Source organism: Duganella aceris (assembly GCF_011090165.1).
Lineage (GTDB): Bacteria > Pseudomonadota > Gammaproteobacteria > Burkholderiales > Burkholderiaceae_D > Rugamonas > Rugamonas aceris.
This window is the reverse complement of sequence record NZ_JAADJT010000016.1, coordinates 104,197-115,619: the sequence shown is the minus strand read 5'-3', so window position 1 is coordinate 115,619 and position 11,423 is coordinate 104,197. Positions and strand designations below refer to the sequence as shown.

Here is an 11,423-nt window from a genome sequence, read left to right as displayed (position 1 = left end):
CCCGCCGCCGCCGCGTCGCCCGCCGCCGCCGCGTCGCCCGCCGCCGCCGCGTCGCCCGCCGCCGCCGCGTCGCCCGCCGCCGCCGCGTCGCCCGTTGCCATCGCATCGCCCGCCGCAGCGCCCCCGCTGACCGGCAAACACGCCTTGGTGACCGGCGGCGCGCGCGGCATCGGTGCCGCGTGCGCGCAAGCCTTGCTGCAGCGCGGCGCCCACGTCACGCTGGCCGGCCGCGACGCGCGAGCATTGTCCGCCACCGTCACCACCCTGCGCGCAATGGCCGGCGACAAAGTCGCCATGGTCATCATCGACGTCACCGACGAATCCTCCGTGCAGACCGGTTTTAAAGAAGCCGCACAAAACTTCGGCCGCATCGACATCCTGATCAACAACGCCGGCCAAGCCGCCCCCGCACCCTTCGGCAAAACCGACGCCGCCCTATGGCAGCGCATGCTCGACGTGAACCTGACCGGCACCTTCCACTGCACCCAAGCCGCGCTACCCGGCATGCTCGAAGCGAAATGGGGCCGCATCGTCAACATCGCATCGACCGCAGGCCTGATCGGCTACCGCTACGTCACCGCCTACACCGCCGCCAAGCACGGCGTGATCGGCCTGACGCGCGCACTGGCGCTGGAAGTCGCCACCAAAGGCATCACGGTCAACGCCGTCTGCCCCGGCTACACCGAAACCGACATCGTGCGTGAAGCCATCGCCAACATCACCGCCAAGACCGGCCGCAGCGAAGATGAAGCGCGCGCCGAACTGGCCGCCGCCAACCCGCAAAAGCGCCTGGTGCAAAGTGAAGAAGTCGCCAACTCGGTCGCCTGGCTATGCCTGCCCGAATCCGCCGCAATGAATGGACAATCCATCGCCGTCGCCGGCGGTGAAGTCATGTAAGAGGAAACCATGCAAGAGGAAGAAGAAAACCTGGACCTGTCCAGCCGCCTGACGCAAGACCACCACCAGTCGCTCAAACTGTGGCTGCGCATGCTGTCGTGCACCGTCAAGATCGAAAACGAAATCCGCAGCCGCCTGCGCGCCAGCTTCGGCATCACGCTGCCGCGCTTCGACCTGATGGCGCAACTGGAGCGCTACCCGCAAGGGCTGCGCATGGGCGAACTGTCGAAACGGATGATGGTCACCGGCGGCAACATCACCGGCATCACCGACCAGCTGGAGCAGGAAAAGCTGGTGGTGCGCGTACCCGACCCCAAGGACGGCCGCGCCTACAGCGTCAAGCTCACGCCGGCCGGCCGCAAGGCCTTCGCCACCATGGCCGCCGAACACGAAGGCTGGATCGCCGAACTGCTGCAAGACCTGTCCAGCACCGACAAGGGCAAGATGATCGAACTGCTGTCGCAGATGAAGCAGCACCTGAACGCGTCGGACGAAAAATAAGGAGCCCACCATGCGATACCTTCCCGGCGAAGCGCAACGACTGCCAGGCAACCGCGCCGCGCTGGCCGGCTACCAGGCCAGTCATTTTCTGTTTGAAGTCAGCGGCGGCGTCGCCACGCTGACGCTGAACCGCCCCGAGCGCAAGAACCCGCTCACCTTCGACTCCTACGCCGAACTGCGCGACCTGTTCCGCGCGCTGGCCTACGCGGACGACGTGAAAGCGGTGGTCATCACCGGCGCCGGCGAAAACTTCTGCTCCGGCGGCGACGTGCACGACATCATCGGCCCGCTGACCAAGCTGGACATGCCCGGCCTGCTGGCCTTCACCCGCATGACCGGCGATCTGGTGAAGGCGATCCGTGCCTGCCCGCAGCCGATCGTCGCGGCGGTGGACGGCATCTGCGCCGGCGCCGGCGCGATCCTGGCGCTGGCGTCCGACATCCGCCTCGGCACCGCGCGCAGCAAGACCGCCTTCCTGTTCACCCGCGTCGGCCTGGCCGGCTGCGATATGGGCGCCTGCGCCTTGCTGCCGCGCGTGATCGGCCATGGCCGCGCCGCCGAGCTGCTATACACCGGCCGCTCGATGTCCGGCGCCGAGGCCGAACGCTGGGGCTTCTTCAACAGCCTGCAGGAACCGGAAGCCCTGCTGGACGCGGCCAACGACTTCGCGCAAAGCCTGGCCAGCGGCCCGACCTTCGCCCACGGCATGACCAAGAAGATGCTGCAGCAGGAGTGGAACATGGGCGTCGACGAAGCCATCGAAGCGGAAGCGCAGGCGCAGGCGATCTGCATGGCGACCAACGACTTCCATCGCGCCTATCACGCCTTTGTCGCCAGGCAAAAACCGGAATTCGAGGGCGACTGATGAGCGACAAGACCTACCTGGAGTGGCCGTTCTTCGAACCGCGCCACGCCGCGCTGGAGCAGGCGCTGGACGCCTGGGCCGCGCAGCACCTCGCGCAGCACCACGAGGCCGACGTCGACGCGGCCTGCCGCCGGCTGGTGCGCCAGCTGGGCGAGGGCGGCTGGCTGCGGCACGCGGTCGGCGCCGAAGGCCAAGCCATCGACACCCGCGCCATCTGCCTGATCCGCGAGACGCTGGCGCGTCACAACGGCCTGGCCGATTTCGCCTTCGCCATGCAGGGCCTGGGCTCCGGCGCCATCAGCCTGTTCGGCAGCGCCGCCAACCGCGATGATTATTTACCGCGCGTGGCCAGCGGCGAAGCGATCGCCGCCTTCGCGCTGTCCGAGCCGCAGGCGGGATCCGACGTCGCCGCCATGCAGTGCGCGGCGGTGCGCGACGGCGACCACTACGTGCTCAATGGCGAAAAGACCTGGATCTCCAACGGCGGCATCGCCGACTTCTACGTGGTGTTCGCCCGCACCGGCGAAGCGCCCGGCGCGCGCGGCATCAGCGCCTTCGTCGTCGACGCCGGCACGCCGGGTTTCGAGATCGCTGAGCGGATCCAGGTGATCGCGCCGCATCCGCTGGCGCGGCTGGTGTTCAAGGATTGCCGCGTCCCCGCCGCCAAGCGGCTGGGCGAAGCGGGCCAGGGCTTCAAGGTCGCGATGGCGACGCTGGACGTGTTCCGCACCTCGGTGGCGGCCGCCGCGCTGGGCTTCGCGCGGCGCGCGCTGGACGAAGCGCTGGCGCACGCCACGCGGCGCAAGATGTTCGGCCAGATGCTGTCGGACTTCCAGCTGACGCAGGCCAAGCTGGCCGACATGGCGACCGGCATCGACGGCGCCGCGCTGCTGACCTATCGCGCCGCGTGGCAGCGCGACCAGGGCCGCAAGGTGACCAAGGAAGCGGCGATGGCCAAGTTGCACGCCACCGAAACCGCGCAGCAGGTGATCGACGCCGCGCTGCAAATGTTCGGCGGTTTGGGCGTGGTCAGCGAGCAGCCGGTGGAGCGGCTGTACCGCGAGATCCGCGCGCTGCGCATCTACGAAGGCGCGACCGAAGTCCAGCAACTGATCATCGCGCGCGAACTGCTGCGCGAAGCCAACCCGAAGGAACAATGATGGACTTTCTCCAACCGCCCGGCTGGGCGCGGCCGCGTGGCTACTCCAACGGCGTCGCCGCCACCGGCCGCACGGTCTGCGTCAGCGGCATGATAGGCTGGGACGGGCAGGGCGTGTTCCACACCGACGACTTCGCCGGCCAGGTGCGGCAGGCGCTGCACAACATCGTCGAAGTGCTGGCCGAGGCCGACGCGCGCCCGGAACACATCGTGCGCATGACCTGGTATGTGCTCGACAAGCGGGAGTACGTGGCGGCGTACAAGGAGATCGGCGCCGCCTACCGCGAACTCATCGGCCCGCATTATCCGGCGATGACGGCGGTGCAGGTGGTGGCGCTGATCGAGGACCGGGCGCGGGTGGAGATCGAGGTCACCGCGATCGTGCCGTGAAAGACTATCCGCCCGCCGCAGCGATATCGGCCCGTGCCGTTGCCGTGTCTGCCCGGCGCGACGGCACGGCGCGCAGCAGATGCGCCAGCGGAAAAACCAGCCCCAGCAGGGTGGTTGGGAATAGATGCTTTTCCAGCTCATAATACCCGTCGCCATAAACAACCAGTATGGGATAGCCGAGCAGGAACAGGTTATAGATCGTGAAGCGCAGCTGCCTGCCATACAGCGCCAACGCCAGGCTACACAGCGTGGCGATCAACGACAGCGCGCCCAAGTGTCGCATCAGCTGTGCGTGCGGCGCCAGCGCCGCCGCCGGCAACGACGAACCGAAGATGTAGTTCATCCGATAGTCGGCCTTGAACGCCGTGAGTATTGGTTCCGTGACGACGCGATGGGCATATCGCGGATTGTCGAAAACGGTCGACCAATACCATCTACGCAAATTGGGCGCCAGCTCGATCTGCTGCGCGGCGGGCAAGGCATCTCCGGTCGGCCAGTAGGACGTGCCCCAGTAAGGCGCAGCCTGCGCCGGCAGCCGGAGCGCATCGGCGCGGACCATGGCCGGGGCCAGCGCGCGGCGGGCGTCGAAATCGCGGGCGTCCCATGACGACACCGACGCCATGCTGTACGCCAGCCCGTTGAAATAGCGGTTGTAGCGGTTCGCCGACGAAAATTTGCTGTTCTTGAACAGCAGCGCGGCGATGCACAGCATACCGACCAGCATGACGATGACGTTGCGGCGCCATGCCCTGCGTCTCAAGCCGATCAGGAAAAACGGCAGAAACTGCACCTTGCTGGCGGTGATGAGCAAGCCCAGCCACTGGTTGGCATGATGCGCCAGCACATTCCTTTCGAACGCGAAAAAGGTCAGCAAGGGGATCAGAGCGATCAGCAGGCTGTCTTCAAACGGAGAATTAAAGTACGACAAGATATACGGATTAACCAACAGCACCAGCAGTACGCCGCCGATCAGCTTGCGTCCGCTTAGCAGCATGGCCGTGATGCCGCTCAGGTAAAGCGCCAGGTAAAACCAGCATACCCACAGCGTGTTGTAGCGCTCAAAACCCAGGCCACGTTGCACCAGCGCCGCCGTTTCCGTAATGGCCGCAGCGGAGCTGACCGGGACCAAGTCGGTGGGCTTGACCCGCGCCAACGGCAAAAAAAGAAAAGACTGCGGATAGGGACGCATCTTTTGATAGCTGTTCTGATCGTCCACCGCCGCCACGCGCAGGGTCCGCCAGCCGTCGCCGTTGTTCATCCTGTAGGTGCCGCCAGCCAGCGCCGCCAGGAAGAGAAAGAGTACACACATCAGCAAGATGATGGCTTGCTGGCCGCGCCGCAAGCGGCGCAAGGGGGAAAGCAGGGCGGGGATCTTCATGGCGCGTCCTTGGAGGAGATCAGATTTTGGTTTTCTTGAACAGGGCCTCGGGCAAGGCGCAAATGATGCCCATGATGACGCGCCAGAACCACAGGGTGTAGATGACATCCTTGCGCTGGTCGATGGCGCGCACGATGTCGGACGCCACCGCATCGGGACTGGCGGTCAGCTTGGCCGGCAGCGACAAATGGGCCGTCATGGCGGTGGCGACGAAGCCGGGCTTGATGGTCAGCACCGCGACCCCGGATTTGAACAGCCGCTGGCGCAACCCGGAGGCGAACGCGGTCAGCATCGCCTTGGCGCTGCCGTAGACATAGTTGCTCTGCCGGCCGCGATCGCCCGCCACCGAAGAGATCACAGCGATGGTGCCGTGGCGCTGCAGCTCGAAGCGGTTGGCCAGGTGGGTCATCAGGCTGATCGACGACAGCGCGTTGGTGCGGATCTCGCTCATGGCCAGCGCCACGTCGCGCTCGCAGGCGGGCTGATCCGACAAGGTGCCGTGCGCCAGCAGCGCCGTGTCCAGGCCGCCCAGCGCGCGCTCGGCCGCATCCAGCATCGCGGGATGGGCGTCGAAATCGTTCGCGTCCATGACGTAGGTGTGGACCGCCGGCGCGCCGCGCGTGCGCAGATCGGCGGCCACCGCCTCGAGTGGCTCGGGCTTGCGTCCGACCAGGAACAAGTGGTCGCCGGCCAGCGCGAAACGGCGGGCGGTGGCTTCGGCGATGGCGGACGCGGCGCCGACGATCAGGATTTTTTTCACGGTGGTCAAGGCTTTCAAAAAATTTATGCCATCACGCGGCGCCAGAAGCTCGATGAGCATCCGGGGTCGATGTGGTCGAGGAAGGGTTGCCAGGCCGGATAGCCGTCGCGGAACATGGCGCCGGACATGCGGCCATCCTTGGCCGGGTACAAGCGGCCGCCGGCGGCGCCGACGATGGCGTCCAGCCGCTCGAACAGCGCGTGCAGGCGCGGGCCGGCATTGGGGAAGTCCAGCGCCAGGCTGACGCCGCTGCGCGGGAACGACAGCATGCCCGGCGACGGCAGGTCGCCGCACAGCTTGAGCACCGCCAGGAAGGAACCCAGCCCGCTGTCGGCGATGGCGCGCAGCAGCTCGGCCGTCGCCGCCTGGCCTTGCGGCAGCGGGATCACGCATTGATATTGATAGAAGCCGCGCGGGCCGTACATCTTGTTCCAGTCCAGCATGCCGTCCAGCGGATAGAAGAACTTGGTGTAGTGCTCGACGCTGTGGCGCCGCTCGCCGAGCTGGCGGTGGTAGTACAGCGCGTTGAAGGCCAGCAGCGACGGCCGGTTGACCAGCGACACCGGCGGCACGAAGGGGAAGCGGCGGACGCGCAGGCGGTGCGCGGCCGGCGCGGCGGCGGCCGGCGCATGGTTGCCGCGCATGAACAGGCCGCGTCCCAGCTGCTTGCCGCCGCTGGTGCAATCGATCCAGGCGACCGTGTATTCATAGTCGCGGTCCGAGGCCAGGCACAGCGCGAAGAATTCGTCGAGCGAGCGGAAGCGGATGGTTTCGTTGTGGATCCACGGGCTGGCGATGCGCTGCAGCTGCAGCCGGGCCCAGCTCACCACGCCGGTCAACCCCAGCCCGCCGATGGTGGCGGCGAACAGGCCGGCCTGTTCGGTCGGCGAGCACAGCAGCCGCTCGCCGCTGCTGCGCAATAACTCGAAGCATTGCACGTGGCGGCCGAAGGTGCCGTTGCGGTGATGGTTTTTGCCGTGCACGTCATTGGCGATGGCGCCGCCGACCGTGACGAAGCGCGTGCCCGGGGTGACCGGCAGGAACCAGCCCTGCGGCACCGCCAGTTGCAGGATCTGGTCCAGCAGCACCCCGCTTTCGCAGGCCAGCACGCCGGTGGCCGGATCGAAGCTGATCATGCGGTCGAGCTGGCGCATGGCCAGCAGGCTGCCGCCGATGTTGAGGCAGCTGTCGCCGTAGCTGCGGCCATTGCCGAAGGCCAGCAGGTGCGGACTGCCCTCCGGCAGCGCCGGCAGCGCCGCGTGGCGGCCGGCCATGCTCAGGACCGGATGGCGGGCGCGCAGCACGCGGCCCCACGAGGTGATCAATGCCTCCGCCATATCAAACGGCGGACAGCACGGTGGCCGCGCACAGCGCGCCCACCAATATGCTGATTGGATCTTTCAACGCAAACACCACTGGATCGTCATGCATATCGCCGCGATGCGTCACCATCCAGACCCGGCTGATCCAGTACAGCAGCAGCAGGCACAAGGGCCAGATCATGCGCGGGTGGCGGTATAGTAACGTCACCTCGGGACTGTTGATATACAGGGCCAGCACCAGCACGCATAAGAAGCCCGCCGCCACGCCCATGCTGTAGAGCAGGCTCAGGTCTTCGACCAGATAACCGCGTCCCGCCGCCGACAGCTTGCCGCGCCGCTTGTTGCCGTCCAGCTCGGCATAGCGCTTGACCAGCGCCAGGCTGAGGAACAGGAAAATCGAGAACAGCAGCAGCCAGAACGACAGCGGCACGTCGACCGCGCTGGCGCCAGCCACGATGCGGATGGTGTACAGGCCGGCCAGCACCATGGTGTCGACCATGACGATGCGCTTCAGCCCGAACGAATAGGCCAGCGTCATGACGTAATAGCCGATCAGCACCAGGCGGAATTCCACCGGCAGCAACAAGGTCAGCGCCAGCGAGGCCAGCAGCAGCAGCGGAGTCAACGCCATGCCGACCAACAGCGAGACATCGCCGGCGGCGAAGGGACGGAAACGTTTTTTGGGATGGGCGCGGTCGGCCTCCAGGTCGAGCATGTCGTTCAGCAGGTAAACCGACGAGGCGGCCAGGCCGAACGACAGGAACGCCAACAGGCCGGCCACCAGCGCCCCTGGTGAGGTGAGGATGTGCGCCGCCGCCATTGGTATGAACAACAGCACGTTCTTAACCCATTGGTGCGGGCGCAGTGCCTTGATGGTGGCGCGCAGACGGCGCTGACGGCCTGGGAAGGACGCCAGCACTGCTGTCTGGCGCGCCGCTTTGCGCTGCAGGCCGGCGCTGCCGTTGACCACGACCGCGCCTTTGCTAAGGCGCCACACCTGAAGATCGATCTTATGATTGCCGCAATAGTCGAAGCGCCGCGCGCCGAACTGCGCCGCCAGCTGGCGCGCCTTGTTGCTGCCGGACATGTTCAACGTGTCGGAACTGGCGACCACACCGTCGAACAGCGCGCAGTGGGCCGCGACCGCGTCGGCCAGGCGATGATTGGACGCGGTGCACAGCCACAGCGAACGACCGGCCGCCTTTTGCTCGGTGGCCCATTGCAGGAACTCGGTGTTGTAGGGCAGGGCGGCGGGATTGAGCGCGACCCGCTTGGCGATTTCCGCCTTCAAGCCGGCTTTGCCTTTGAGCAGCCAAAACGGCAGGCAGAACAGGTACAGCGGATTGCGTTTAATCAGCAGCAGCATCGATTCCAGCAGCAGGTCGCTGTGGATCAAGGTGCCGTCGAGGTCGATGCACAGGGCGGCGGGCGCGTCGGCGAGGTGGGCGGCGGCACTGCTCATATCAGGCTTCTTTAAAATTGGGAACGGCAGGCTGGCGCAGCGCGGCCACCGCCAGCCAACCGATGGCGACGGCGAGCCACAGCGTCACGACGCGGCAAACCAGGGTGATCATGATGGCGCTGGCCGGCGTCACGCCTTGGGCGCCCAACAGGGCCGCCATCACCACCTCGGTGCCGCCCAGCCCGCCGGGCAGGAAGGACAGCGCGCCGGCGATGATGGCGATCGCATAAATGCCGATGGCGGTGGCCAGATGCAGCTCGACCGACGGCGCCAGTTGCTGGGCCAGCAGCCACAGTCCGACGCCCTCCAGGCCCCAGCTCAGCAAGCCGAGCGCGAAGGCGCCCAACGCCAGCCGGGGGCGCAACAGCACCCGGGCGCTGACCAGCGTCTTCAGGGCGCTGTCCAGCGCCCGGCGCAATGCGCCGCCGTGTTCGCCCGAACCGGCGCTGAAACGCTGTTGCCAGGCGTACCACGGCGCGCGCGCAAGCACCAGCAGACCCAGCAGCATCACTGCGGCGGCGGCCAGCAGCCAATTGAAGTTGCTGGCCGCCGCCAGGCCCAGCAGCGCCAGACAGGCCATGGCCAGCACGTCCATCAGACGCTCGATGAAAAACGCGGCAGCGGTGACCGACAGAGGCATAGCATGGTCACGCTGGTAATAGCGGGCCCGCGCCATTTCGCCCACCTTGCCGGGTGAAAGCGTGAATGCGAACCCGGCCGCGAAGGTCAGCACGACGTAGCGCGATGCCAGATGGAAGCCCAAGGCTTTCAGGTAGACGTCCCAGCGCCAGGCGCGGCCGAGATAATTCAACAGCGACAGCGCCGCCGCCAGCAGCACCGCATAGCGCGTCGCCCAGATGGCGCTCCAGGACAATTGGGCCAAATCGGCGCGAAATACCGCGCCGCACCATATCGCAAAAATCAAAACAGCCGGGTAGAGGAGCCTGGATTTGAATTTCAAGATGCGACTCCTTGCGGGTGTTGGAAGATGCAAATAAAACATGATAGGCATCCGATGCCGACGAGCGATCCCTTAACCGTCAAAAGAAGTGATATTTTTTATTCAAATAGTGCGATGCGCACGGGAGCGGGGTGGGGAAGGGACAAGTCGAAACCGACTCAGTTGCTGAAACGTTAAGCTTTTTGCGCCGCAGCATGCTAGGATAGCCAAAAATTTAAATTGGCGATGCGCGGTGGAATTAAAAAACAAAACAATGAAAGCGGTGCGGTGGAATTTTGCTTCGACTGCGCTGGGTGCGGTGGTCGGACTGGTCCAATTGTGGATACTTTCCCGCATCCTTCCTCCCCACGAATATGGCGTCATCAGCCTGGCGCTGATGGTGATCCAGTTTCTCAATATTTTTCTCGATTTCGGCATCACCAACTCCATCGTGCGCCGGGCGCAGATCACGGAGCTGGAACTGTCGTCGCTGTACGCCATCAATCTGGCGATGGGCGCGGGCACCTTCCTGGCCGCCTATCTGGCCTCGGATTGGATGGGGACTTTTTTCAAATCGCCGGAACTGGTCATACAGATCAAGATCATGGCCTTCGGCTTCCTGCTGGCGCCCTTCGCGCAACAGCAGCGCGCGATCATGGTCAGGGAGATGCATTTCAATTTCATCGCCATGGTCGCCATCGTTACGTTGCTGGTCAATTTCGCGGTTGTGGTCGGGCTGGCGCTGGTTTACCGTGAGGCCTGGGTGGCGTCGGTGTCTTTCCTGGTCAGCACAGCGCTCAGTTCGGCGATCTTCTTCCGCAAGGGGCTGACCGAACGCAAGCTGTCGTTCGCCTTTCAATGGGAGTCGGCGCGGCCGCATTTGCGCTATGCGATCCAGCTGGTCAGTGACTCGCTGATCAATGTGGTCAGCGTCAACACCTATCCGGCGCTGATGGCGCGGCTGGTCGACCTGACCGCGATCGGCGGCTACAACATCGCCTACGGCATCAGCATCAACCTGATCGACCGCCTCAAGCCGGTGTTGATGCAGGCCTTGTTCCCCGCGTTCGCCAAGATTCAGGACGACGACGTCAAACTCGCCAAGAACTTTCTGCTGGTGACCAGCTACGCGTCGCTGATCAATTTTCCGCTGCTGACCGGCTTGTTTGTCGCCAGTACGCCGTTGGTACACACGTTCTTCAAACCGGAGTGGTATTTCATCGACGATCTGGTACGCATCCTGTGCTTGATCGGCATGTTCCGAAGCGTCGACGTGCCGGTGATCTCGCTGTTGCTGGCCAAGGCGAAGATGTATTTGAACGTGCGGGTGGGGATTTTCAAGTTGGTGATCGGCATCGCGCTCGCCTACTGGTTGGGCAAGAACCACGGCATCATCGGCATCGCTTACAGTTTCCTGATCGTGCAGGCGTCCAACACGGTGTTCGGCTATTACCTGCTGGTTCGCCCATGCCTGCCGGGCCTGGGGCGTGCCTATTTCATCTCGGTGCTGATTCCCCTGTTGCAGGTGTTGCCGATCTGCGTGGTGGCGGGGCTGCTGACGCGCTTCCCGCCGTCGAGCTTGCCAATGCTGAACCTGGCGCTGATCGTGGTCGGTGGCGGCGCTGCTTATGTGCTGGGGCTGTTGCTGACGCCGTTCGCGGTGGTGCGCGAATTCGTGCTGTTGGCCGGCAAGAACGTCAGCCCCAAGGTGGAGCGCTTGTTGGCGCGTAGATTGAACAAGTAAACGAG

General features: G+C 65.1%; 11 protein-coding genes. 6 read left to right on the top strand and 5 right to left on the bottom strand.

The window, feature by feature from the left end:
• The first annotated feature begins 99 nt into the window (after positions 1–99).
• Genes GW587_RS27910 through GW587_RS27890 form a run of 5 tightly spaced genes read left to right on the top strand, consistent with a single transcriptional unit; the run spans position 100 to position 3,812 of the window.
• Positions 100–897 carry an SDR family NAD(P)-dependent oxidoreductase gene (locus GW587_RS27910; protein WP_371875660.1) on the top strand — a complete coding sequence of 266 codons (798 nt, stop codon included), beginning with the start codon at positions 100–102 and terminating at the stop codon, positions 895–897.
• 9 nt (positions 898–906) lie between these two features.
• The gene (locus tag GW587_RS27905; protein ID WP_166108171.1) at positions 907–1,398 is read left to right on the top strand and encodes a MarR family winged helix-turn-helix transcriptional regulator; all 492 of its coding nucleotides are present in this window, start codon (positions 907–909) and stop codon (positions 1,396–1,398) included.
• Positions 1,399–1,408: 10 nt separating this feature from the next.
• Positions 1,409–2,263, top strand: a complete 855-nt coding sequence (locus GW587_RS27900) for an enoyl-CoA hydratase family protein (RefSeq protein WP_166108170.1) — start codon at positions 1,409–1,411, stop codon at positions 2,261–2,263.
• Positions 2,263–3,423 (top strand): acyl-CoA dehydrogenase family protein, encoded by a 1,161-nt coding sequence (locus GW587_RS27895; RefSeq protein WP_166108169.1) that lies wholly within the window; start codon positions 2,263–2,265, stop codon positions 3,421–3,423. The genes GW587_RS27900 and GW587_RS27895 overlap by 1 nt, the downstream gene beginning before the upstream one ends.
• Positions 3,423–3,812 carry a RidA family protein gene (locus GW587_RS27890; protein ID WP_166108179.1) on the top strand — a complete coding sequence of 130 codons (390 nt, stop codon included), beginning with the start codon at positions 3,423–3,425 and terminating at the stop codon, positions 3,810–3,812. The genes GW587_RS27895 and GW587_RS27890 overlap by 1 nt, the downstream gene beginning before the upstream one ends.
• Positions 3,813–3,816: 4 nt before the next feature.
• Here GW587_RS27890 and GW587_RS27885 read toward each other — a convergent pair whose 3' ends face one another.
• From GW587_RS27885 to GW587_RS27865, 5 genes are read right to left on the bottom strand one after another with little or no spacing between them, the layout of a single operon-like run.
• On the bottom strand, positions 3,817–5,190 hold the full coding sequence (locus GW587_RS27885; protein ID WP_166108168.1) for a hypothetical protein: 1,374 nt from the start codon (positions 5,188–5,190) through the stop codon (positions 3,817–3,819).
• A gap of 19 nt (positions 5,191–5,209) precedes the next feature.
• Entirely contained in the window at positions 5,210–5,950 is a 741-nt protein-coding gene (locus GW587_RS27880) for an SDR family oxidoreductase (RefSeq protein WP_166108178.1), read from the bottom strand.
• 23 nt (positions 5,951–5,973) lie between these two features.
• On the bottom strand, positions 5,974–7,287 hold the full coding sequence (locus GW587_RS27875) for an FAD-binding oxidoreductase (protein ID WP_166108167.1): 1,314 nt from the start codon (positions 7,285–7,287) through the stop codon (positions 5,974–5,976).
• A gap of 1 nt (position 7,288) precedes the next feature.
• Positions 7,289–8,734, bottom strand: coding sequence for a UbiA family prenyltransferase (locus GW587_RS27870; RefSeq protein ID WP_166108166.1), 1,446 nt, complete (start codon positions 8,732–8,734; stop codon positions 7,289–7,291).
• A gap of 1 nt (position 8,735) precedes the next feature.
• The gene (locus GW587_RS27865; protein ID WP_267878137.1) at positions 8,736–9,737 is read right to left on the bottom strand and encodes a lysylphosphatidylglycerol synthase transmembrane domain-containing protein; all 1,002 of its coding nucleotides are present in this window, start codon (positions 9,735–9,737) and stop codon (positions 8,736–8,738) included.
• A gap of 190 nt (positions 9,738–9,927) precedes the next feature.
• Between GW587_RS27865 and GW587_RS27860 the strand changes: the two genes are divergently transcribed.
• Entirely contained in the window at positions 9,928–11,418 is a 1,491-nt protein-coding gene (locus tag GW587_RS27860; RefSeq protein WP_371875658.1) for an MOP flippase family protein, read from the top strand.
• Positions 11,419–11,423 lie beyond the last annotated feature (5 nt).

Bases quoted from the DNA above. Each gene is read 5' to 3' on its own strand.
- GW587_RS27905 (WP_166108171.1), top strand. From the start codon at position 907: ATGCAAGAGGAAGAAGAAAACCTGGACCTGTCCAGCCGCCTGACGCAA.
- GW587_RS27900 (WP_166108170.1), top strand. From the start codon at position 1,409: ATGCGATACCTTCCCGGCGAAGCGCAACGACTGCCAGGCAACCGCGCC.
- GW587_RS27895 (WP_166108169.1), top strand. From the start codon at position 2,263: ATGAGCGACAAGACCTACCTGGAGTGGCCGTTCTTCGAACCGCGCCAC.
- GW587_RS27890 (WP_166108179.1), top strand. From the start codon at position 3,423: ATGGACTTTCTCCAACCGCCCGGCTGGGCGCGGCCGCGTGGCTACTCC.
- GW587_RS27885 (WP_166108168.1), bottom strand. From the start codon at position 5,190: ATGAAGATCCCCGCCCTGCTTTCCCCCTTGCGCCGCTTGCGGCGCGGC.
- GW587_RS27875 (WP_166108167.1), bottom strand. From the start codon at position 7,287: ATGGCGGAGGCATTGATCACCTCGTGGGGCCGCGTGCTGCGCGCCCGC.
- GW587_RS27870 (WP_166108166.1), bottom strand. From the start codon at position 8,734: ATGAGCAGTGCCGCCGCCCACCTCGCCGACGCGCCCGCCGCCCTGTGC.
- GW587_RS27865 (WP_267878137.1), bottom strand. From the start codon at position 9,737: ATGTTTTATTTGCATCTTCCAACACCCGCAAGGAGTCGCATCTTGAAA.